Consider the following 23,487-nt stretch of genomic DNA (forward strand, 5'->3'; position numbering starts at 1 on the left):
AGGGTTGATTTGTATAAGAACGAACGGACGTATGATTATGAAGTAATTCAAGGGTATTATTCAAAATGAATCCTCTCCTTTCTTATGCTTATTTTCAGGGTAAGGCAGCCCTAAATTCCCCCGAAGTGTGTTGTTCTCGTATTCCTTGCGGAATATGCCTTTATCTTGCAATATGGGTACAACCAACTTAATAAAATCCTCTAAACCTGCTGGATAATCCTGTCTGATCAGCAAGATATCCATGACGCCTGCTTTGTACCATTGTTCTATTTTTTCTGCTATATTCTCTGCAGATCCCATCAATTGAGGTTTGGGCAATCGATAACTTCTGGGCATCAATGATTCGATTCCCCTTAGCTTTTCTATGACTTCTTTTTCGGTTTCACCAACTATAGGGCTATGAGAGGGCATAATCAGCAGGTCACTTGGTGAGCGCCCTTGATTTTTCGCTTTTCTTTTGAGTTCAGCAGTGAATCCCTTAAGATATTCAAAATGATCTCCAAGCGCCATGATGACTTCAGCATGCTGTGCAGCTATCTCCATAAATTCCAAGGATGTACCGGCTTGAAAGATAACTGGTCTGCCTTGTCGAGATCGACTAACATTTAGTGGTCCCTCCACTGAAAAGTAATTCCTCGTATAATTTATTGGATGCATCTTACTCGGGTCATAAAATACCCCACTTTTCTTATCACGTATGAACGCATCGTCTTCGTACGAATCCCAGAGGCCCTCAACAATCTCTAGAAACTCTTTTTTCATAGGATAAAGATCTGCTTTCCGCAAATGGGACCGACTGTAATTGGCTAATTAGATACGCCTTCAAACATGCTTAGATAGTGCGGGATCATGCCAGGTCCAATATGAATTCATTTGTAACCCCATCGTTCGTTGTAGTCTCGAATTTCCTGTGTTCACTAATCAAAACCTCCTTTCTATGTTATAATTTTATTTAGCCTGCTAAATATATGGGCGGAATATTGAGAACATTATGCATTAGTCACCGCCTCTTAAATAAACTAACTTGTAATGGACCGCTTTGTTGACACAATCATAAAGTCATTATGTTCATTTGCAAAGAGGGCAATATAAATGAACATAGTACATGTTTTTGTACATTAGGACGGGAGCGAATAAAGATGAAGGTTTGTAAAGATGGATTTCAAAGAGAGTTTATAGAAGAAAAAGGAGATATGTACGCAATAGCATTTACACAAAATATTTTATCAGGACGTTGGAAATATTTCATTCTTTGGTATTTAAAAGGGAGCACACGTCGTTATTCCGACATCAAAACGTTTCTAGGAGACCTATCACAAGGCTCCCTCTCTAAGCAGCTTAGAGAATTAGAGAACGATGGTATCATCCAACGTGAAGTGTATCCAGTAGTTCCTCCAAAAGTAGAGTATTCCCTTACAGAAAAAGGAGAAAGATTAATTCCTGTGTTAGATATGATGGAGGTTTTTGGAAAAGAATACGGAGGTTATGGAGATGATGTGTCCTAAGCGTTATTAGATGGAGTTAATCATAAAAATGGTATATTATTTGGGGGTTAATAGCGCAGAGTGTTCGTGTTCGATATGTTATTGGGATAACGCACAAGTCGGGATATACCTTTTGGCTCATATTATTTATTTTTGGGGAGGGCGTCGGCATGGACAAGAAATCTGTTTATAGGACAAACATTATAGGAGCTGGCGAGGTTGGCAGCGCCATCTCGGTCGACATGGATAAGAACTCTATTCATAAAACGAACAGCATCTTTTGGGACACAAAAGGAAATGACATCTTGGGAGCAACCGCGCTTCCTTTCTATGGAGCATTTGTCTCAGAAGAAAAATGCCAGCTTTTTGGCGATGTCTCAGGTAAAAAGATGCTGGAGATCGGCTGTGGAACCGGTCATTCCTTGCAATATCAGGGGGAACGCAAAGCATCTGAACTATGGGCTGTGGATCTATCAGAAAAACAAATCGAAAAGGCAAAGCGACATCTGACGGCATGCGGCCTGTCAGCAAAATTTATCTGCTCCCCCATGGAAGAAGAATGTGGCATACCCATGGATTATTTCGACTTTGTTTATTCGATTTATGCCATAGGCTGGACGACCGACCTTGAGGGCACTTTTTGCCGAATCGCTTCTTACCTTAAAAAAGACGGCGTATTTATTTTCAGTTGGTCTCACCCCATACACAAATGTGTTGTTGCAGAAAATAATATGCTTGTTTTTAAAAAATGTTATTTCGATGAATCCTGGTATTCGGTATCTCTTGATGAGAGTACGCTAACATTATCGGACCGCAAACTATCAACCTATGTGAATGCGTTGGCAAAAGCGGGATTTGTCATTGAGCAAATGATTGAGCAATCTGATGATGAAATTATGCAATCGCGGGACGATAACAGCGATTTTGCAAAAAAAGCAAAGATGCTTCCTGTAACTTTTGTAATTAAAGCAAGAAAACTATAGGATCCGATAGGCTCTTAGACGTGAACTTAAAGCAAGTTCAGAATTCAATGCGTAACCATCATTTTGTTTTCATTAAAAATAAAAAAACAACTAAGAATCAGTTGTTTTAGTCGTATCGCTTTGTACGGTAGATAAGGAAACAAGAACGGGTCCGGCGAAATCGGAAGCATCCTCCCCTTTCGGGTTATGAAGGCGGAACAGAAAAGCGGCCCCTGCTTCTGATGTCCACACGATATAATCGCTTATGCTTTCCTCTCCAGATGCTTGAAGGTAGAGTTCCGCGGAACCAAGCGGATGTTCAACCAACTCGCCGCTATAATCGGACACCTCTCCGACTTGACTCAACTCTTCCTTGCCCGCAGTTTCAAGCTGAGTCAAATCATAATCAGCAGGCAGCGGTTCAATGTCCACATAATAATCCGAATTGCTGCTTAATGATAAGCGGCCCGCAGCTGCATCAAATGCAAATTTCTCAAAGACATACAAGGAGAACCCTTCACCCTGATGCAGGACCGCCTCCAGTGACTGATTTCCCTCAGCCGTCATCAGCTCAAAACGCTCGGTCTCTGGGCGAGTTGCTTCTGCGGATGGTTCCTGCCCGGATGAAGGAGGCGAAACCGATTCAGCTTCTGGGGCTGCTGTTTCTGGATTAGCGGAAGGTTTTGTTTCTCCTGCACAAGCGGAAATCATGAAAACCAAGACGATAATCGAAATGCTTATCCAATAGGGATGCAAATTCTTCAATATGATCGCTCCTTTCGACCTTGACCCTACGGGTCTGGATATACTATCTGCTCAGTATACCAACGATCCACCACTTTCTTATGTTCCAACGATATGTTATTACCCATTTTAAAAAATAGTGCATACATTTTTATTCATAACCCTTTAGTATTTGCCCCCTTCGTTTAACAAGGATTGATCCTCTTTTATTGGCCTTCGTAACTGTGTTGGACGGATACCACAAACTAATTGCCGGGCAGTTGAATACCGCGACAGCCGCTTACATCGCATTGACCATATTCATTATCACCCACAGCCACCACTGTGCCGTCCGATTTAAGGCCGATGGTATGTGCGCAGCCCGCCGCAACAGCTACAATATCGCACCAGTCACTTACATTGCATTGACCATGCTCATTCCACCCCACAGCCACCACAGTACCGTCAGATTTAAGGCCGATGGTATGATAACTACCCGCCGCTATCGCCACAATACCGCCCCAGCCGCTTACATCGCATTGGTCATGCTTATTCCACCCCACAGCCGTCACCGTGCCGTCCGATATAAGCCCGACGGTATGAAGGTAACCCGCCGCTACGGCCACTATGTCGCGCCAACTGCTTACATTGCATTGGCCATACCGATTATTACCCACAGCTGCCACCGTGCCATCAGATTTAAGGCCAATGGTATGCCAGTCACCCGCTGCTACCGCCACTATATCACGCCAGCCGCTTACATTGCACTGTCCTTCATTATTTCGACCCGCAGCGACCACCGTGCCATCCGATTTAAGCCCGATGGTACGTCGCCAACCCGCCGATACCGCTACAATATCACGCCAGTCGTTGACATCGCATTGTCCATGATTATTCCAACCTACAGCAACCACCGTGCCGTCAGATGTAAGTCCGACTGTATGTGCATTACCCGTGTTCGTTGCCATATGAACATTGCCAGCCGCAACCGCCGCCATATCACGCCAGCCGCTTACATCACATTGACCATATTTACTATCACCCACAGCCGTCACCGCCCCGTCTGATTTAAGAACAACGGTATGACGACGACCTGCCGCAATGCTATCTTTAGGCCACCATTTCACCTTTGACGCCGCTTCAATCGGTGAAGTGTAATCCATGTTTTACCTCCTTGAGAACAAGGTCCATTTTATTATACCAGGTTATGAAATATCGGTACGGTACGAACAACACGGGCTCCTGAGTTACACCCCAACAAGCAAGCGATTGAAAGTATTTGTCCCCCGTTTCCTTCAAATTAAAAAGCCGCCTGAGGTTAGTCAGCGGCTTAGAAACTTGGCCTTTCATTCGGCTCATATGGACATTAACGCCATCCTATAGTTTGATTATGACATTCAATTATAACAAGGGAGCACCTAAGGAGTAGCCAACAATCATCAGCAGCAGTACCGTGATGTGGTTCAACGAGAAAATGAACATTGAGCGGGCCCACTTGTCTTCCTGCTTCCTACGATATCCGTAAATGCTCAGAATCAACCAGCCCAAGCTTAGGAGCGCATTCGCCACAGCGATGTACGGATTAAAGGACCAGAACAAGAAACCGCATAGGAACAACGCAACTAGATATACGTTCATCTGCACGTACGTTCTCCGAATACCCTTGACGACTGGCAGCATCGGTACGTTAGCTGCCCGGTATTCCTCCATTCGTCGAATCCCGATCGCATAAAAATGCGGCATCTGCCAAATCACCATTAACAGGAACAATGCAATGGCACCGGGATGCAAAATGTCAGGTGAGATCGCGGCCCAACCGATCAGCGGAGGCATTGCACCTGACAGGCTTCCAACCTCCGTATTATAGATGGTTTTGCGTTTCGTCCACATGGTATAAGGCACGACATAAAGAAACAACCCCAGAAAGCCGCAAAAAGCCGAAAGCGGAGAAGCAATATACAGCGCGACAAGACCGCCAACCGCGATCCAGGTTCCAATAATCAGCCCGCTTCTGACGTCAACAATTCCGGACACAGTTGGCCTATTTTTCGTCCGTTCCATAATGCCGTCGATATCGCGGTCATATAAATTATTAAATACGCCGGCGGCTCCAATCACCAAGGCAGTCCCGATAAAAGCCAGCGCAACGTTGCCGATTTTATCGAAGAATGATAAGTGATGAACGAACAACGCCATGCTAAGCCCGGCAATCATCGAAATGAGATTCGACTTAATGATGCCAATCTTTATCGTTTCGAAGAGCACCTTCGTTACGGAGGTCGGAATTCGTTCAATAGTATTCATATTACTTTGCATTTTCATGACGGTAATACTCCCTCTAAGTAATTTCACTACTATAGATTACCACATCGCATCGTTTATGTGCTCATTTCTCAACCAATTCTCATGATTCTGTCAAAAAGCTGAGTCGCTTTCGTGAATAATTCTATGGATAATACCACAAACTCCCTACGGAACTGGAATTAAGCGAAACCAACAATGTCAGCCGGGTCACGGTCCGCGCCACTCTTGATTCACTCACCTCTGAAGGATATTTGGTGTATATCCCGGGCAAAGGCACTTTTATTACGCAAAGAGAAGATCAAGAAAAATGTTACGGAGTATAGTGCTACACAATGTCAAGACAGGAATTTAGATATAGTTTAGGTGTGAACAAGATAACAAGGTAGCAACGGTGGGCTTTACAGATAGAGGGCAAAGCCCAAGCGAAGGCGCGGGAGGGGAACGAAGCTCCCTCCGTTATTCGCTTCTGGATATCAGTTGAACCTCCTGGTTATACACCGTAGCTGGCGTGTGAGTTGCAGGGACTGGTGAGGCAGTTCATAGTTATGCAGTTGGATGTATCTACTCACGCCCTGCCGGTTTCTCTCGGACTGTCATAGTCGTTGAGATAGATCTCGTTATATTTTAGACTGCGCCAAAAACGCTCAATCACAATATTGTCCGTGGCATCCAAAGTGCCAATCGAAGAAACAAGAAGGAATCGCAGAAGAAGTTGCACGTGGAATCTATATGTCAACAATTCGATTTCATCACCCTTTTCACAGTCGAGAGTGGCTCTTGCCGTCCATTCAACAGGAATTTGACGTTGTTTGGAATCTAATCATGTCTGGAATTATGCAGTAAAAGATTATAAGCCGTCCTAAAGATTACATGGCGATTGGAGGAAAGTTATTATCTGAACAGCCTGAACGCGATGTTATCACGGTCAACATTATCGTAATGGATGGAGACTGGCCAAAGGAGATCCGTAACATCGTGATTACAAATGTATACAATAGTCTTATTAGCATTCTTGAAGTTCAGGAACCCTCCCCAAACTGGTGGGTAAGTTTTCAAGTAATAGAAGATGGAAGTTGGGGCTCTCGAGGCGGTGTACTTTCCATACTAGACTTAGTGGAATCCGGAGTCTTTACAGATAAAAAGGTAAAAGCCATTCGGAAGAACATTTTAGGGTAATATCATGGTGGTATTTGGTTCGTTTCGTATAGTAAAATAGACTAGATTGATTGACTAAAGGAGGCGATAAAGATGGAAAGAAAGCAAATTATTCATTCTGTAGTATTTTCACTCAAACACGAGAAAGGCTCCGCAGAAGAAGCAAAGTTTTTAAGTGATGGAAAAGCAGCGCTTAGTAATATCCCAACGGTGAATAATTTTCAGGTATTTCGTGAAATCAGCCCTAAAAATAACTATGATTTTGGTTTCTCCATGGTCTTTAATTCTAAAGAAGATTACGAAGCCTACAACATACATCCTCAGCATGTTGGTTTTGTGTCCGACCGTTGGGAGAAGGAAGTTGTACAGTTTATGGAAATCGACTACGGAACGGTTTAAACGTTAAATCATATCTGTGCGTCTAACAGGAATGCTCCTTGTGCTCAATGTTCTTGTTCCACTAGATTTAAAGGCAAAACAAATTTATACGTTAACTTCTTTAATCACTTTCGCTGGATTACCACCAACAATCATGTTGTCAGGAACATCCTTAGTCACCACTGCTCCTGATGCGATAACGACATTATTTCCAACAGTTACACCTGGGTTAATAACAGCTCGTCCGGCGACCCATACATTGTTGCCAATCGTCACCGGCTTGCCGTATTCTAGTCCCTTATTTCTTTCATATGGATCCACTGGGTGAGTTGCTGTATATACGTGAACACCGGGTCCGAACAGACAGTTAGAGCCTATTCGTACCTCACACACATCAAGAATGGTACAATCAAAATTCGTATAGAAGTTATCACCAACATGAATATTGTAGCCATAATCAAACCGAATATTGGGTTCCATACCGAGGTTATTTCCAGTCGATCCGAGCAGCTCTTTAAGCATTTTAACTCGCAATTCATCATCCATTTCGGTAGTTTGATTGTATAAGCGAGTCATCTTTCTGGCATAAGCCCGCTCACGTGTCAGTTCTGGGTCCCAAGCCATATATAGTTCGCCAGCTATCATTTTTTGTTTTTCAGTTTTCATATTATATATCGAGTTCTCTCCCATCTTGAAGTGAAGTATTCTGAATTTGTAAAGGTCTGGCCGATCTGATCAGAGAAGCTGAGATAACTATGCCAATAAGTGTCGCTATCAATGCATTTAATAACCCCGATTTATCCCATTTTGTTCATATCTACCAACATAACGGAATTGTGAGTGTTCGTCTACACCATTTGTTCAAATATTAACGCCATCGTGTACTAGGCTGAGTCATCAAAGGCTAAACTGCATAACGAACCAATCTTCATCACTCCGCAAATCTGTATACAGCCCGGAACGCAAATTCATGAAGGTCGCGGAAACGCCGGCCTAACAACTCATACCCCTCGGCTCCAGGGTGCAGGCCGTCCGTTAGAAAGGTTTCATCCTCCGGGCCGAGCCAGTTCAAGCCATCCTGGTAGTATAACTGGCGATCGCCCCGCTCCCTGAGCAGCTCCACAGTCTCGCGGATAGCTTCACGCATCATGGGCAGAGTGAAGCCCAGCAAATTGGCCGCCGTTTCGCGGACGGTGCCATAAATCGGGGAAATGACAAGCAGCGGAGTCTCCCTGTGCTTGTCGCGTATCGTCTCCAGCAGTCCAATCAGCAGCGGCTTGAACATGCGCGGGCTTAAGGTGCCTGCGCCATAGATGTTCACGCCCGCGCATATGGAGATGAAATCGGCCGGCAAGTCGCGAATCAGCCGCCCGATCATCGGCTCCATATGGCAGTTGCCGGAGAACCCGAGATTGGTCAAGCTGAAACCGCAGGCTTCGGCGGCAATGGCGGGCCAGGTGCGCGAGGGGCTGGAAGCCGCGACGCACTGGGTAATGGAGCTGCCGTAAGTAATCCAGCGGGGCCGGGTGTCCGGCAGCGGGACTCCGACAGCTTGGGCGTCAATCCGCAGGCTGGTGACGGTCATTCCAATATTTTGCGGGAGCCAAATCTCCAGATCCTTGATTCCTCCTTGAAGTTCGCTGAACAAGGCTTCTGTCGCTCCGGCGGGCAGGCTGAGCGTCTGGCGTAATTCTCCTCCTGCCACGCAATCCATGGCGGCGGCATCCGCAAGCGGTGCGAAAGATACTGCCGCCTCTTTGGAGTCCGTGCGCAGCCGCAGGCGAACACCGGCACAAATCTCGGCTTTGCCCTCGATTCCCGCAGGCGGATACAGTTCGTAATCCATGTAAGGAATGCGCCACGGCTTGATTCCTTCCTCCCGGCGTTCCAACGACACGGCGCCGTGAAACCACTCATCCGTTAAGGGCAGCTGCTTCACGGCGCATTCCCTTCCTTCTGCTTCTCAGCCGGTATGAAATCCTCTCCCAGCCATACATCCTGCTCCAGCAACCGCTGCTGAAGCTCGGTTACGGAAATGCCGCGCGAGCCGGCACCATCACGCAGCGCCAATGCAGCCGCCGTCCCTGCGGCCTGGCCCATGGAGAAGCAGTTCGGCATCACCCGCAGGGAGCCTTGCACCGCTCGATCCGAGGATACGCAGCGCCCGGCAACCCAAAGGTTGTCGATGCCGACCGGCAGCAGGATCCGGTACGGTACGCCGTGTGAAACTCCCGGAGGCAAGTGGTTGAAGGTCATTTCGCTTTTGCTGTTGGCGAGATGAATATCGATGTAGTATGCGTTGCGGGCAATGTCATCGGGGAAGGAGCGCGCAGCAAGGAAATCATCGACCGTCAGGATATAGTCCCCTTCGATACGACGAGTTTCCCGGATGCCGAGCTGCTCACCGCTCGCCACCATATGGGCGCGCTCAAAGCCCGGCACATAGCGGCGGAAGAACTGCAGCTGGCGTTTCGCCATGCGGCGTCCTTCAATCGCCCCCCGCGTCAAATCCTCGGCAAGGGTGCCGTCAACGCCGAATACATGGCCGAAGTTGACGCCCACCAGATAGTCGCTGATCCAAGCAAGGCCGGAGATCGACTTGCGGCCCTCCGGCAGCGCACCGTCGGCGATCGCCTGTTCCACCGTCTTGTGCAGCTGGCCTGTGTCCCCGCTCTCCTCCAGAAACCGGTTGAACTTCGGACGGTCCACATTCGCAAGCAGATAGCACATGCTGCCGGGCTGAAGTTCACCCGCTTCCCCGCCCTTCTGAAAAGGAACTCCCGCCAGAGCGGCAATATCCCCATCTCCAGAGCAATCTATAATATACCGGCAGGGGATGAAAGAACGTCCCGTTTTGTTGACGACAACGACACCTTCAACCGTCCTGCGGTCCTCAGACAGTACAACATCGTAAACAAAGGTGTGATAAAGCGGCGTAACGCCGCTTTCCAAAATGGCATCGTCATAGACCCGTTTCAGCACCTCGGGATCGATCGGCACCCAATCCAGCAGCTCTCGATATTCCTCGCGGTACTCAGGATCGCATGCCTGTTTCATCCGCTCCATCAGATGAAGGCCGAGACCGCGGATAATCGGCTTCCGCTTATCCGTAAAGGGACAGAATGCCGGAACGAGCGAAACCGTGCCCATGCCGCCAAGGAAGCCTCGCTGCTCCACCAGCATCGTTTGCGCTCCCCCTTTCGCAGCGGCAATGGCCGCAGCGATTCCGGAAGCTCCTCCGCCGATGACCAGCACATCTACCTCGCGGGCAACCGGAATGCTGGCGGAAGGCAACGTAATATGTCCATAATTCATAGAAATCTCCTCCAATTCTGTATAAGTTAGGTTTAAACTATCCTATTCAGCTTATTTGACCGTACCTTCAAGACAAAGACGCAGCAGATCATCCACATGCGCAGTAGCCAGGCATTCTACGGTATCGGCGGCGCCATAGTAGATTTTGACTTCCCCGGAATCTTCCAGAATCATGCCCCCCGGAAAAATAACATGATTGCGGAAGCCCCCATCGGTCTCATAAGCGGCTTCCGGCGCAAGCAGCGGCGCCTCCGCCCTGCCGATGATCCGGCTGGGATCGGCAAGATCCAGCAGCATAATGCCTGCGGTATAGCGTTTCTTCCAACTGTCCTCCCAGCCGTTCTTGCCCCGGCTGCGGTCGATGTCCACGGCATGGAACAGGGTCAGCCAGCCTTTGTCCGTTTTGACAGGCGGAGCGCCCGGGCCTACCTTGTCATTGGCATAGGCTACATCTTCAACCGCCAGCAGCAGCTTGGAGTTGCCCCAGTATTTCAGGTCAGGCGAGTCGCTCATCCACATGTCAAAGCGGTCCCTGCCGCCCCGGCTATATACAGGCATTGGACGCTCCAGCCGGACATACTTGCCCCCGATCCGCTCCGGGAACAATACCATGTTGCGGTTGTCCGGCAGCGATAGGCTCAGCACCTCGAAGGAGCTGAAATCCTCGGTTACGGCGATGCCGCCGCGCAGCCCATGCCTGGTATCGACCGCAAAGCACATATAGCATTGTTCGCCGATTACCGTTAGACGCGGATCATACACACGGATGACCTCTTCATCATGCCAGGACCAGCACGGTTCCGGCTGCACATCCCACTTTATGCCGTCATCGCTGAAGGCCAATCCAAGATTGGTAGTATGATGAGGGGCAACAATCCCTTTATGTTCATCGCCGTAGTCATTGCGGAAAACCATCACATATTTGCCTTTAAATTTGGTAACTCCGGCATTAAAGACCATCGCCGGACCGTAGGGCACATCGCCCGGCGACAGAATCGGATTCGCTGAATGCCGGGCAATCACCGGGCTGGAAACCAAAGGTCCTACTGTAAAATCACTCATCTGCATCATGCTCCTTTGTATAAGAATTTGAATTTAGCCTTTGACCGAACCCGCCGTAACCTGGATAAACGTCTTGTTTGCCAGAATATAAGCGAGCAGCATCGGCAGGATCGACAGACATGCTCCCGCCATCATCAGATGAATCTGCATGGCCGCGGAAGAGCCGTAGCGGAGATTCGCCAGCCCGACGGTGAGCGTCTGCAACTGTGGATTCGTCATCGTGAACACCAGCGGCAGAATGTATTCGTTCCAGGCATGGCGGAAGGCGAACAGCCCGGCCACGCCCAGCCCCGGTGTCAAGAGCGGCAGGATAATCAGGAAGAAGGTGCGGATGAACCCGGAGCCATCCACCATTGCCGCTTCATCAAGCTCGCGGGGAATAGCTTTGAAGAAACCCTGCAGCATAAAAAACGTGCTGGAATGGGCGCTGATCAGAATGAGGATGACTCCCCAGAGCGTGGTATTCAGGTGCAGGGCCACCATCAGATCAAACTGCGGGCGCAGCACAATGGCGCCGACGGATATAAACATCATCGATGCCTGCACCGTTACATACAGGGATTTGCCGGGAAAATCACGGCGGTCCACCACATAAGCTGCCATGGAAGCTACCAGCAGGGTGCCTGCTGTAACCATAATACTGACAAAAGCACTGTTCCAGGTATAGCGGGCGAAATTTGCCTGTTTCCAGGCTTCCGCATAATTGGCGAACTGCAGCTTGGCCGGCAGCAGGCTGCCGCCGGTCATCATTTCAGCGCCGGTCTTGAGAGAACCGGATAATGTCATAAGCAGGGGAAACAAAGTCAGCATCGCCGTTGCTAATAAAAACAGCCACATGACCGTGCGGGCGACAAATCTGCCTGCATGGCCGGAAATCGGGCGGGCTGTGATTTTCCCGCGACCGTCCGGCTGTGGGGATAACGCCTGTTCGTTCATTTGCTGCTCCTCCTGTACGCTAATGCTAATACTAATACACTTTGTTCATTTTACGGCTTAATAAGAAGTACAAGCCGGTGATCGCTCCGACGATAACAGCGCTTGCGAAGCCTACGGCACTGCCGTATCCAAGCTGCTGCGTTACGGGCGAACCCGTAGATACCGGGAACAGCAGTTTGTACAGATAGAGATACATGACCTCGGTTTTGCCGATCGGTCCGCCTTCCGTGATGACCATAATGCTCTCATAGCCTTTCAGGGAAGCGATAATCGCCAGCATGATGACCATCTGAGCAACCGGGGCCAGCATCGGAAGCGTAATGCTCCAGAACCGTCTTCCGGCGTTCGCGCCGTCAATGGCCGCGCTCTCGTACAAATCCTGCGGAATACTTTGCAGCCCGGCCAGGAACAGCAGCATATAATTGCCGACCGCCCCCCATACCGCCACAAGAATGACTGTGAGCATCGCATGCTTAGGTCCGAGCCAGTCGATCGGCTGCGAAACCAGGTGCAGCTTCATCAGAACGGTGTTAACCATCCCGTTATAGGAATTGAAGATATTATAGAAAACAACGGATATGACTGCGGTACTGATAACCGTCGGCATAAAATAAATGCCCCGCAGCAAATTTCCGCCCCGCAGCTTGCCGTTCAGGATGACCGCCAGCAGCAGGGACAACGGCAGCGTCAGCAGCAGCTTGCCTCCGGCAAAGATAAAGGTATTGCCGACCGATTCCCAGAACAGCCCGTCGCGCATCAACCGGCGGAAATTGTCCAGGCCAATGAACAGCGCATCGCCGTACCCGGCATAATCATAGAACATATAGCGCAGCATCCAGAGCAGGGGATAGATGCCCAGGGCCGTCGTTAAAATGATGCTCGGGGCCAGAAACAGAGCATTCTCTCCCAGCCGTTTCCATTTAAAGCTCACGATTCGTTCCTCCTTCGGGGAAAGAAAAGGGCATCCGCCAAAAAGTGCGCGGCAGCCCCATCCTCGCCTGTTATTCTCCCTGCGGCTTGGTTGGATCAAAGGCAGGGTTCGGCGTTATAGTGACCTCGCCTTTCTCCACCGCTTTGGACAATGCGGCGTTGTATCTTGTGTTCAAATCATCTGTAATCGCTTTCAAATCTCCCCCGTCGAGGATATATTTGAAGAAAGCATCCGCATAGGTGGGACCTTCCGGAGTAACGCTTGGCGCAGCGGGCCAGAGCGAGTCGTGTTCCCCGACCAGGAAGCCTTCCATCCCGCTCATCTCCGGGTTTTTGGCCTGTTCCACAATGCTTGGCACAATGGCAATCCCAAAGCCTTTTTCATGATAGGTCTTCAAAACCTCGTCGCCGTACATATACTGCACGAATTTCCAGGCTGCGTCCTGATGGGCCGATTTGGCGCTGATGCCCAGCCAGGTTCCGGCGGACACGATTTCGGAAGTTCCCTTGATCTGTCCGTTCAGCGTTGGGGCCAGGGCGCCCGCCCAGTTGATTTCCGTCGGGAATTGATCCTTGTACACGCCCGGCTCCGTCGAGAAGGAAAGATACATGCCGATTTTGCCTGCCGCGAATTGGGCGCGAAGCGGGTCAATATCCAGTGTTTCCGCGCCGGGCAGAATGCTTCCGTCTTTATACATCTGCTTGAAATATTCGATGACCTGCGAGTAAGGCGCGAAATCGAATTGGCCTGTTTTCGGATCAAAGCCAAGTCCTTGATAGCCGCTCAAGGAGAGAATCTCCCGGATGGAACGGTCAAATGCCTGCTTGGGATTTTTGAAGTTCAGCGCGAAGCCGTAGATGCCTTCGGACTTGCCGACTTCGGTGATTTTCCTGGCATCGTCCACCATTTCCTGCAGCGATCCCGGAGGATTCTCGATGCCCGCTTTGGCAAAGAGATCCTTGTTGTAGACCAGACGCATGGTGAGGCCGGTGTTAGCCAGAGAGTATACCTTGCCGTCAAAACGGTTGACATTGTCGATCAACAGGCTGCCGAATTTCGTTTTCATGTCATCGGTAAGATAAGCGTCAATCGGCGCCAGATACCCTTTTTTGACGAACTCGGATGTATTGGCGCTTTTTAAACGCAGCACATCCGGCGCCTGGTTGCTGGAAAAGGCAATGTCGACGCTTTGCGTGTAGTTCTCGGACATCACCGTCAATTCCACCTGAATATTGTCGCCGTTCGTCTCATTAAACTTGTTGATCAATTCCTTGATATACTCTTGGTCGTGACGGTCGTCAGTCCAATATTTCAACTGTACGGGTGTGCCCGTTTCGGCTGCAGGAGCCGCTGTGCCGCCGCCGGGCGCTCCATTCGCCGCACCGCCATTAGCGTTGTTGTTGCCGTTCCCGCCGCAGCCTGCGATTCCGGCGGCCAGCATGAGACTCAGGCTGAGACCTAACCATTTTTTTCGCATTCGTTCTACCCCTTTGATTAGCATTTGTATTGTGAGCTCGCCTTTTATTATAGGTCCTCGCCCTCGGAAAAGGAGTGAGGCAAATTCACTCTCCAGGGACAGAATTCTATGGTCTGCACTGCACGCGCCTCACACCTCCGGTCGGTCCGGGTGATAGCCCGCTCTGAACTCCGATGGCGTCTGGCCGGTGATCTTCTTGAACATCTCGCTGAAATATCGGCGCTCCTCATAGCCTACAGCCGAAGCCACCTCTTGTACCTGTGCCCCCTCCACCAACAGCAGCTTCGCTTTCTGGATGCGTTCCGAGGTCGTATACTGGGTGACCGTCATCCCGGTCACCTTCTTGAACAGGCTGGAAAAGTAGCTGGCGCTGAGATGAACATGGGCGGCGCATTCACCGACGGTGATATCCTCGGACAAGCGGCCCTTGATATAGTCCATGGCTTCATAAATCACCCTCTGCCCTTCGGATAAGCTGTTCCGGCGCACCAGTCCGGCTCCCTCCGTGCACAAGGCAAGCAGCTGACGCTGCAGGGACGCCAGCGACAGCCTCGCTGTCCCTTGCACCGCCCTGAATCGCTGGATCAGCGGCTGAATGTCCGGATATGGAACCATCTCGTAAAAGGTGCGAATGGCTGAAGCGGCCAGCTCATCGTACAGACTGAGGAGGTAATCCGGATTTTGCCGGGAGATCAGGCTCTGCAGCGTTTCTGAAATCGCGGACAGAATGGCGCCCGTCCGGCCGGCATTTCCGGAACGAAGGGCCAGCAGCAACTCATCCTTGTACTCCAGCACCAGCGGCTCCTGGCTTCCGCTCTGGTGAATATCGTTATACTTAATGGCCGCATTGCCTTCGGTGAACAGGTGATGGGAGAGGGCCCGCTGAGCCTGACGGTAGGAATCCGGCAGCTCGCTGATTTCCTCCACTCTGTCGCCGACCCCGACCGAAACCGTAAACTTGGTATACCGCTTAATATTCCGGCAGCACTGCTCGGCAATTTCGATCGGACTGAATGGACTGGTAACACCTGTATCGTTCAGTACGGCCAGGTACCGGTCATGACGGGCGCGGAAAACGACGCTGCGCGCATAGTCGGTCAGTGTCTCCTGCATGATATTCAGCAGTGAGAAACGGATCAGCTCCATTTCCCGGATGGACAGCTCGGCAACCTGCTCCTGGAAACGGTCAATTTCGATCAGCATCACCACGAAGCCCTGAGGCTCCAGCTCAATATTCAGAAAATCCCACCGCCTCGAAGCCTCTTCCCATGAAGTGCGGTGGCTCACAAGCAGCGCAAAGTATTCCTGCCGCAGCACCGGCATGCTCTCGCGGAGCTTATTCTCCATTTCTCTCAGACTTAAGCGCTTGGATCTCTCTTCCATGATCTCAGCCTTGGCCCGCAGCACCGTTGACATGATATCTTCCTCTGAAAAGGGCTTCACTACAAAATCAAACGCTCCCAGCTGCACCGCCTGCTGCGCATATTCGAAGTCGGCATAACCGCTGATCAAAATGACCTTGCAGCTGCGGTTCTCTTCCAGAACCGCGCGCAGCAAGCTCAGCCCGTCCATCCTCGGCATCCGTATATCGGTAATGACCAGATCCGGCCGCAACCCGTGGATCAGCTTAAGCCCCTCTTCCCCATTGTTTGATACCCCCGCGACCCGAATCCCCTGTTCTTCCCAGTTCATCGCGGTCAGCCCGTCCACCACGCTTTTGATATCATCGATAATGCAGACACTGACCGCCTCATGATTGCTCATCCGAATGTTCCCCCTTCTTGGGTAAGGAAATCCGTATTTCTGTTCCGCGCTCCGGCGTACTGTCTACATGAAATCCCGCACTGACCCCGTAATAGAGCTGAAGCCGCCGGATCAGATTGGACACGGCATAGCCCTTCTCCGATTCCCGCCAAAAGAGTGTGCACACCTGGTCTTCGTCCATACCGCTGCCGTTATCGCGTACGGCAAGCGTCCAACGTTCCCCGTCTCCGGTTATTTCAATCTCGATCCGGCCGCCGTCCACCAGGTTGCGAAAACCGTGCAGAATGCTGTTCTCCACCAGCGGCTGCAAAATGATGCGCGGAATCGACAGCGCGGATAGATCCGGCTCGCGGACATGAATCTCATAGGAGAACAACCCTTCATAGCAGCTTGACTGCAGCTCCAGATACTGGCGCACATGCTCCAGTTCTTTCGACAATGTCGTAATTTCCTGGCCGTTGTTCAGCCCGAGCTGGAACAGCCGGGAGAGCGACATGACCATTTTTTGCGAAGGCTCGACCTGCTGCAAATTCAGCTTCCAGTAGATGGTGTTCAGGGTGTTGTACAGAAAATGCGGATCCATCTGCCCCGACAGCGCCTTGATCTCCGCAGACCGCTTATGCGCCTGCGCCTCCGTGACTTCTTCAATCAACACCACAATCTGCTCCAGCATCCGGTTGAACCGGAAGCCCACCTGTGCCAGCTCATCTCCGCTGCCGCTCTCAAAACGGGCGGACAAATCATTGTTCTCCACCCGCTTCATCACATTCAGCAGCCCTTGCAGCGGCTTCAGCAGATAGCGCGTAAACGCGCCGGAAATCAGCGTTGTTACGGCGAAAGCCGCCAGAGCAACCCCGGCGATCAGCCATTTCACATATACCATGTCCTTCAGCACGCCGGCCTGAGACTGGATGGTGGTCATCGTCCAATCCGCAATGCCAAGCCGGGCATAATTGAGCAAATACGCTTTGCCGTCCAGTTCAAAGGATTGGCTGCCTTCCGGGCGGTTCATCATATGCCTCAGATTTCCTGAGTCCACCGCCTGCCGGACCAGCGGCTCCTTCATAGGGTAGACCGTCTCGCCTTCAGCGTTCAGCAAAAAGCTAGACGCTCCTGACCCGGTGTCTCCCTGCACCAGTTTGCGGAAGCCGTCCTCGCGGATATTCACGACAATATAGACATCGCTGACCGGAATGTCAAAGATCGGCTCCAGAATCAGCGAGATGACGCGGTCCCTGCCGGAGAAGAGCATATCCTCATGGCCCTCCACCCAGAGGTTCTTTTTCTCCTGTTCGATGCGGTCATACAGAAAGGTATCCTTGAACGCGGTGAGCCTGTTGCGGTTCATGGAGGAAGGATAGAACTCGCCAATCGGCGTAGTAACGTAGATGGACTGTATCAGCGGCTCGGCGATTCGCGCCTGTGAGAAAACGTTGTCAAGATCGTTCAGATGTGTGTAATACCCGCTGGTGTCCCCGGAGGCGGCATCCTTCAGCATGTCGTAAAAAGGCTGGCTGATCATGAACGTCATCATAATCAGCATCAGCTTGTTCAGTTTCTCATCCACGATCTGCGCGGACCTGACCACCGTGTCCTGCGTGAGCTTCAGCGCGTTCTTTTCCAGGGTGGCAGCCGAAATATAATAAGACAGCCCTCCGGTCATCAGCACGGAGATCAGGATGACGGCCAGGAATGCGACTTTGAGTTTGTTACGGAACGATTGCCTGCGAAGGTAGTCCAAGCTTCTCACGCCTTCCGTTAGAAATCTCTATCCTTCGATTATGTCACTGCAGCCCCCTGATCGACAATGTAAAAAAACGAAGCTGTCCCAAGCAGCCATTTTATGGCTTTAGGGGCAGCTCCTTCGTATGATCCCATTTACGCTGACCGACCTGTAGATCGACTCTTTTTTGACCGGTACGGAATGCTGTACTTACTAAATCGGGGCAGGAGCCAGAACCAAAGCATCGTCGAAATGGACACCTGCCGAGGTGGTCCGGAATCCGATCCCTCCTGCTGTCAATTCTGTTACAGGATTGGTCCATTCCATTTTTAATTCTCCATCCACATAACAGGTAATCGTGTTCCCTTGTATAACCGCCTTAAGCGTATACCACTGCTTCTCCTTGGCTGTGAACGGAGTACTGGTTACAGACTTCAGTTGTCCATTCACGGATTTGTACAACTCCAGCTTTTTATTCGATGAATTGATTCGATACATATAATAATTCTTTGCATCCTGCACCCTGAAGACCATGCCTGCATTTGCATCGGTGATGGGCATTTTCATTCTGGCTTCATACGTGTAATCCGTCCATAAGCCACCGGCATCGGCGGTAATCAGGGATGTGGTTGTTTGGTTCCCGCTGGACAGCACTTTATTCGTGCCGTCTGTTGGTACGGTCCAGCCGCCGGTAACAGACGTCCATCCTGCCGTATTTCCGTCTTCGAAATTGTCGCTGAACAGCGTCGGCTTGGAATTGGCAAAGATGATACCAGTCACATTATTATTGGCGGTAGCATTCAAGTCGCTCAAGCTTGTGGCGAGCTTGCCTCCAACATAAACATCTGTGAACGTGACACCATTAATCTTTCCGCCTTTGGTGGCATTCCCGGACAGCCTGGATTTCTGAGATCCCGTCTCGCGAACATTGATGTTCTTGACGATAACATTGCTTACATCACCGGAAGTACTGGTAGAAACCCCAAGCCAGTAGTTCCCGAATTGATTGATGCCGACGCGCTCGATATCGATATTTTCAAAAGTAATATCTTGGGCGTAACCTTCCTCCGGAAGCGTATTATATTGGTAACCATGATCAACCAGCAATGCCCGTGCGCTTTGATACACATACGAATTCCGGATGGTTACGCCAATCTGCGGCTGGGCTACTCCCATACCAATCTTGAAAGCCGCACATCTGGTCCAGGCAAAAGCGTCATCAAAGACGACATTTTCCAAGTGTTCAAGCGCTCCCGGCCACCCTTTGGACATACCCGTCTGCAGCCAGGTTTTGGTGGAAAAAGTGTCATCATCCGATATGCCAATGGCATGTTGAACAAGCACGTCCTGACTTTCATTGATATCGATAACGTCATTCTCGATTTTGTATAAATCCTGGAATCCCTTGAGGTTTTTTATGGTCACATGATCGGAACGAACCACCATAAACGACCAGAAACCGGCATCCCGCAATATTAACCCATCAAACGTAAAATTTGTAGTTGCGATCGGAACGAGCAGGTTATTCAGGAACCCTTCATTTTTATGCGGTGCCGGCATCTTTCGCTCTCGCATCGCTATGCCTTTTCCATCAATGGTTCCCCTTCCCCGTATGGTGATATTGCTGGAGTCTACGGCAGTACGAATAAAATATGTTCCATCCGCGTTTCGTGAATCCTTGCGGAAATCAATCACATAGTCTTCCCCCTTGCCTGTGCCGACAATGACAGCGCCGCCGGCCAGGTAAAAGGTCACATTGCTTTTTAACGTCAGGTTTCCGCTTTTATAGACACCGGCCGGAACAAATACAACCCCGCCGCCAGCTTGATGGGCGTCATCGATCGCCTGCTGAATCGCGTCTGATGCCATCGATGTCCCCGTCTTATCTGCGTTGTATGGCGACGCTGTCACATTATAGATCCCGGCACCTGAGGATGGGGGAATATCTGTCTCCAGGGGATCTGCGGCGATGACCATCTTCTTCTTCCAGTCATTGATTTTCACGATCACATAGGTTGAGGAAGAAAGCGAAAACGTCAGCTTGTTCCCATTAACCGTACCCTTGATGTTTTTGGCCTGTGGACTGATGGAAAAAGAGGTAATCGGTTCATTGGCGGTAACCTCGATATTGACCGTGCCGGAAAAAGAAAATTGAGCGTAATCATAGTCAGCCAGATAGCTGATGACAGGAATCGCTTTGTTATCCGCTTTCAATGAAAATACACTGGATGCGGTATAGATCGATGGCATCGGGTAATTTTGAATCGTGGCCGGAGCAGCGGCAGTCTGTGCCAAAGCTGCCGGATCAGCGGTATCCGTCATATCCACTGAAGGAATTGAATAGCTCTCAATCTCGGTCGCATCAGCAGTTCGGGGTAAAAATCCTGTGATCATAACGGTAAGCACTACCAACAGACTAACTGCTTTTCTTGTAATGGTATGCATAAAATACCTCCTCAAGATTTTTCATCTGCCCGCCGATAATAAGGCAGTGCAACTCCGTTCGCCCAATTGTATCCTTGCTTGCGGTTCGAAGAAAGCGCTAACATTTTTGCGAAAAAAAGCAACCCCATTTTCTGACGATCAAGCCCCCTTCCATTAAAACTTTTCACTGTCGAGATGGATTATAATCCCTGCCCAAAAAGAAAGGAGTGGGGTAGGCCCACTCTCCAGGGATACATTTTAACTGTCCTCCATGCACATTAGGAATGTTGATCTTCCTTTGAAGCTGTTGGATATGCAAAATCTCAATGGGGTGTGCTTACCCTAACTGGCGTTTAAAAGCTTTACTGGCGAAAAAGTAAGCGATGATCATGATCCCGATACACCAGATAAGCGCAATCCAGATATCGCTGCCAACAGATCCTCCGTACAAGAAGGCACGAATCGCATTTACGATTGAAGTCACAGGCTGGTTCTCAGCGAACGCACGGACAATCTTAGGCATGGTTTCCGTGGGAACAAAGGCCGAACTGATAAACGGCAGGAAAATCAGCGGGTACGAGTAGGCTGTCGCCCCTTCCATAGACCCCGCTGTCAATCCGGGAATGACTGCCAGCCATGTCAGCGCCAGCGTAAACAGCCCGAGTATCCCGGCTACCGCGACCCAATCCAGGATATTAGCGCTGGAACGGAAGCCCATCAAGAGCGCGACGAGGATAACTACCACAACAGTAAGCGCATTGGAAACAAGCGAGGTCAACACGTGAGCCCACAATACCGACGAGCGCTTGATGGGCATGGTAATGAAACGCGACATCAGCCCGCTCTTTACATCCGTAAACAGCCGCACGGAAGTGTAAGCGACACCGGATGCGATGGCCATCAGCAAGATTCCCGGCAATAAATAATTGACGTAATTGTCCGTGCCAGTCTCTATGGCGCCGCCAAATACGTAGACAAATAACAGCATCATCATAATCGGCGTAATTGCCACGGTGATGATCGTATCCGGGCTGCGCATGATGTTGCGCATTAAACGCCCTAGTAATACCCCTGTCTTGCTTTTCATTTACATGTCCTCCTTTTTGCCGATGATCGCGAGGAAAATTTCCTCCAATGTCGGCTGCTTCTCAATGTACTCCACTTTCGCTGGCGGGAACATCTCTTTAAGTTCGGTAAGGGTACCGGTCGTGATGATTCTTCCGCTATGCAGGATGGCGATACGGTCCGCCAGTTGTTCGGCTTCCTCCAGGTACTGGGTCGTCAGCAAGATAGTCGTGCCGCCGCCGGCAAGCTCCTTGACAGTATCCCAGACTTCAATCCGTGCTTCGGGGTCAAGCCCTGTTGTCGGTTCGTCGAGAAAAATGACTGCTGGCGCCCCGATCAGGCTCATGGCGATGTCAATCCGGCGCTTCATCCCGCCGGAATACTTGTCTGTCCGCCGGTTGGCCGCATCGGTCAGACTGAACCTTGCAAGCAGATTGTCGGCAACTTGAGCAGGATTGGAAACTCCCCGCAACTTGGCGATCATCATCAGGTTTTCCCGTCCGGTGAGCATGCCGTCTAAAGCTGCGAACTGCCCTGTCAGACTGATGCTCTGGCGAACATGCTCCGGTTGACGCTGGACGTCAAAGCCGCAAATACTCACTTCTCCGCCATCGGGCTTCATCAGCGTCGAGAGGATGTTGACCGTCGTCGTCTTGCCTGCTCCATTTGAGCCCAGGAGTGCGAAAATTTCGCCACGCTGTACCTTAAAATCCACCCCCTTTAAGACTTCCTTGTCTTTAAAGGATTTTTTCAACCCTTTTACAGAAATCGCTGTATTGCTCATCATTTTTTCCTCCTTATAAAAAGTGCCTTTAATCTACTATTTAGTATGACTGATAATACGTATTACTTAGTACCGGGGTAAAAATATAACTGAATAGCAAGGCGGCAATTTACATTTGTAGCCAGCTAATCAGTCGGTGTTACCTTTTGAACAGTCGGTACTATCTTGTGAATTTATTTTTTTCCCAATCGCTTCATGATACTTTGATTCAAATCTTCACGATACTTGGCGACATAGGTTTTAGCGTTTGCGACTAGTTCGTCGGCGAAGGACGCCACGTCTTCCCCAGTGATTTCCAGCACTTGTCTGCCTTCCGCCGCACCGGCTTCGAACAACTCGATTAATTCATACTGTATGTGGAGCATATCCATTCCGCTGCCTGTTGCGAAATTCCACATGTAGTTTTGGATTTTCTTAAATACATACTGGTAATCCTCAGGCAGGGCTTCAACCCGTGCCATCATCATCTTATACTCTTTTTTATCACTGATCATTTTTTTGAACATTTCCATCATATTATTTTCCTCCTTTTTTAGGTGTTGAGGAATATCTTGTGAAGCTAGGTTGACTTCAAAACGTTGATTTTCGATGATACAAAATCCCATTTTTCCCAAAACAACTCAAGTTCCCGGCGGCCAGCCTCATTAAGTGAATAAAACTTGCGGGGTGGCCCCATATCTGACGGTTTCTTTTCGATGTTCACCAGTTTTTTCTTTTCTAACCGCACGAGGATGGTGTAGACCGTCCCCTCCACGACTTCGGTAAAACCAAGCTCATTCAGTCGTCGGGTAATCTCGTAGCCATAGGTTTCATGACGGCTGATGATTTCCAGCACACAGCCTTCCAGCGAACCCTTCAGCATTTCAGTTAAATTTTCCATGTTCGGAGCCTCCTTTATTTCGTCCCTCCCCTATTTAGTCTGACTTATATTCAGTACAACATAGTACCAAGGGAAATTTTTACTTAATAACTTTCGGGAAATCAAGCTATTAAGTAATAC

General features: G+C 49.9%; 23 protein-coding genes. 5 read left to right on the top strand and 18 right to left on the bottom strand.

Annotated elements, in window-relative coordinates; all coding sequences use genetic code 11:
• Positions 1-60: 60 nt before the first annotated feature.
• Complete coding sequence (locus tag ACI1P2_RS28745) at positions 61-762, bottom strand: LLM class flavin-dependent oxidoreductase (RefSeq protein ID WP_355323662.1); 702 nt, start codon at positions 760-762, stop codon at positions 61-63.
• A 377-nt stretch (positions 763-1,139) separates the two neighbouring features.
• Here ACI1P2_RS28745 and ACI1P2_RS28750 point away from each other — a divergent pair, with 377 nt between their 5' ends.
• Entirely contained in the window at positions 1,140-1,505 is a 366-nt protein-coding gene (locus tag ACI1P2_RS28750) for a winged helix-turn-helix transcriptional regulator (protein ID WP_355323665.1), read from the top strand.
• A 149-nt stretch (positions 1,506-1,654) separates the two neighbouring features.
• Positions 1,655-2,467: a class I SAM-dependent methyltransferase gene (locus ACI1P2_RS28755; protein WP_355323668.1), complete on the top strand. Its 813-nt coding sequence runs from the start codon at positions 1,655-1,657 to the stop codon at positions 2,465-2,467.
• A gap of 90 nt (positions 2,468-2,557) precedes the next feature.
• Here the strand turns inward: ACI1P2_RS28755 and ACI1P2_RS28760 are convergent, their stop codons facing one another.
• The 3 genes from ACI1P2_RS28760 to cyoE all read right to left on the bottom strand — a co-directional run bounded on the left by ACI1P2_RS28760 (position 2,558) and on the right by cyoE (position 5,491).
• A complete protein-coding gene (locus tag ACI1P2_RS28760) occupies positions 2,558-3,211 on the bottom strand; it encodes a hypothetical protein (RefSeq protein ID WP_355323671.1) in 654 nt (217 codons plus the stop codon).
• Between the two features lie 224 nt (positions 3,212-3,435).
• Entirely contained in the window at positions 3,436-4,332 is an 897-nt protein-coding gene (locus tag ACI1P2_RS28765) for an RCC1 domain-containing protein (protein WP_355323674.1), read from the bottom strand.
• 238 nt (positions 4,333-4,570) lie between these two features.
• Positions 4,571-5,491 (bottom strand): heme o synthase, encoded by a 921-nt coding sequence (gene cyoE / locus ACI1P2_RS28770; RefSeq protein WP_355323677.1) that lies wholly within the window; start codon positions 5,489-5,491, stop codon positions 4,571-4,573.
• Between the two features lie 155 nt (positions 5,492-5,646).
• Here cyoE and ACI1P2_RS28775 point away from each other — a divergent pair, with 155 nt between their 5' ends.
• The 3 genes from ACI1P2_RS28775 (at position 5,647) to ACI1P2_RS28785 (ending at position 7,027) form a co-directional block, all read left to right on the top strand.
• Positions 5,647-5,796 carry a GntR family transcriptional regulator gene (locus ACI1P2_RS28775; RefSeq protein WP_355323782.1) on the top strand — a complete coding sequence of 50 codons (150 nt, stop codon included), beginning with the start codon at positions 5,647-5,649 and terminating at the stop codon, positions 5,794-5,796.
• Between the two features lie 547 nt (positions 5,797-6,343).
• Positions 6,344-6,649 carry a hypothetical protein gene (locus ACI1P2_RS28780; protein WP_355323680.1) on the top strand — a complete coding sequence of 102 codons (306 nt, stop codon included), beginning with the start codon at positions 6,344-6,346 and terminating at the stop codon, positions 6,647-6,649.
• Between the two features lie 72 nt (positions 6,650-6,721).
• Positions 6,722-7,027, top strand: coding sequence for a Dabb family protein (locus tag ACI1P2_RS28785; protein ID WP_355323683.1), 306 nt, complete (start codon positions 6,722-6,724; stop codon positions 7,025-7,027).
• An 84-nt stretch (positions 7,028-7,111) separates the two neighbouring features.
• Here the strand turns inward: ACI1P2_RS28785 and ACI1P2_RS28790 are convergent, their stop codons facing one another.
• From ACI1P2_RS28790 to ACI1P2_RS28855, 14 genes are all read right to left on the bottom strand, one after another.
• A complete protein-coding gene (locus tag ACI1P2_RS28790; protein WP_355323686.1) occupies positions 7,112-7,672 on the bottom strand; it encodes a sugar O-acetyltransferase in 561 nt (186 codons plus the stop codon).
• Positions 7,673-7,937: 265 nt separating this feature from the next.
• Positions 7,938-8,945 carry an SGNH/GDSL hydrolase family protein gene (locus tag ACI1P2_RS28795; RefSeq protein ID WP_355323689.1) on the bottom strand — a complete coding sequence of 336 codons (1,008 nt, stop codon included), beginning with the start codon at positions 8,943-8,945 and terminating at the stop codon, positions 7,938-7,940.
• The gene (locus ACI1P2_RS28800; protein WP_355323692.1) at positions 8,942-10,321 is read right to left on the bottom strand and encodes an FAD-dependent oxidoreductase; all 1,380 of its coding nucleotides are present in this window, start codon (positions 10,319-10,321) and stop codon (positions 8,942-8,944) included. Before ACI1P2_RS28800 ends, ACI1P2_RS28795 begins: the two co-directional genes overlap by 4 nt.
• A 51-nt stretch (positions 10,322-10,372) precedes the next feature.
• Complete coding sequence (locus tag ACI1P2_RS28805) at positions 10,373-11,383, bottom strand: glycoside hydrolase family 130 protein (RefSeq protein ID WP_355323695.1); 1,011 nt, start codon at positions 11,381-11,383, stop codon at positions 10,373-10,375.
• A 33-nt stretch (positions 11,384-11,416) separates the two neighbouring features.
• On the bottom strand, positions 11,417-12,319 hold the full coding sequence (locus ACI1P2_RS28810) for a carbohydrate ABC transporter permease (protein WP_355323697.1): 903 nt from the start codon (positions 12,317-12,319) through the stop codon (positions 11,417-11,419).
• A gap of 31 nt (positions 12,320-12,350) precedes the next feature.
• Complete coding sequence (locus ACI1P2_RS28815) at positions 12,351-13,250, bottom strand: carbohydrate ABC transporter permease (protein ID WP_355323700.1); 900 nt, start codon at positions 13,248-13,250, stop codon at positions 12,351-12,353.
• A 70-nt stretch (positions 13,251-13,320) separates the two neighbouring features.
• Positions 13,321-14,727, bottom strand: a complete 1,407-nt coding sequence (locus ACI1P2_RS28820; RefSeq protein WP_355323703.1) for an ABC transporter substrate-binding protein — start codon at positions 14,725-14,727, stop codon at positions 13,321-13,323.
• A gap of 129 nt (positions 14,728-14,856) precedes the next feature.
• On the bottom strand, positions 14,857-16,491 hold the full coding sequence (locus ACI1P2_RS28825) for a response regulator (RefSeq protein ID WP_355323706.1): 1,635 nt from the start codon (positions 16,489-16,491) through the stop codon (positions 14,857-14,859).
• Complete coding sequence (locus tag ACI1P2_RS28830; protein ID WP_408976373.1) at positions 16,478-18,232, bottom strand: cache domain-containing sensor histidine kinase; 1,755 nt, start codon at positions 18,230-18,232, stop codon at positions 16,478-16,480. The genes ACI1P2_RS28825 and ACI1P2_RS28830 overlap by 14 nt, the downstream gene beginning before the upstream one ends.
• Positions 18,233-18,427: 195 nt before the next feature.
• Positions 18,428-20,659 carry a family 16 glycoside hydrolase gene (locus ACI1P2_RS28835; protein ID WP_355323712.1) on the bottom strand — a complete coding sequence of 744 codons (2,232 nt, stop codon included), beginning with the start codon at positions 20,657-20,659 and terminating at the stop codon, positions 18,428-18,430.
• 316 nt (positions 20,660-20,975) lie between these two features.
• Positions 20,976-21,725, bottom strand: coding sequence for an ABC transporter permease (locus tag ACI1P2_RS28840; protein ID WP_355323715.1), 750 nt, complete (start codon positions 21,723-21,725; stop codon positions 20,976-20,978).
• Positions 21,726-22,487, bottom strand: coding sequence for an ABC transporter ATP-binding protein (locus tag ACI1P2_RS28845; protein ID WP_355323718.1), 762 nt, complete (start codon positions 22,485-22,487; stop codon positions 21,726-21,728).
• A gap of 173 nt (positions 22,488-22,660) precedes the next feature.
• The gene (locus ACI1P2_RS28850) at positions 22,661-23,002 is read right to left on the bottom strand and encodes a DUF1048 domain-containing protein (RefSeq protein WP_355323721.1); all 342 of its coding nucleotides are present in this window, start codon (positions 23,000-23,002) and stop codon (positions 22,661-22,663) included.
• A gap of 44 nt (positions 23,003-23,046) precedes the next feature.
• On the bottom strand, positions 23,047-23,367 hold the full coding sequence (locus ACI1P2_RS28855) for a PadR family transcriptional regulator (protein WP_355323724.1): 321 nt from the start codon (positions 23,365-23,367) through the stop codon (positions 23,047-23,049).
• Positions 23,368-23,487: the final 120 nt, after the last annotated feature.

Source organism: Paenibacillus jiangxiensis (assembly GCF_046098255.1).
Taxonomy (GTDB): Bacteria; Bacillota; Bacilli; order Paenibacillales; family Paenibacillaceae; genus Paenibacillus; species Paenibacillus jiagnxiensis.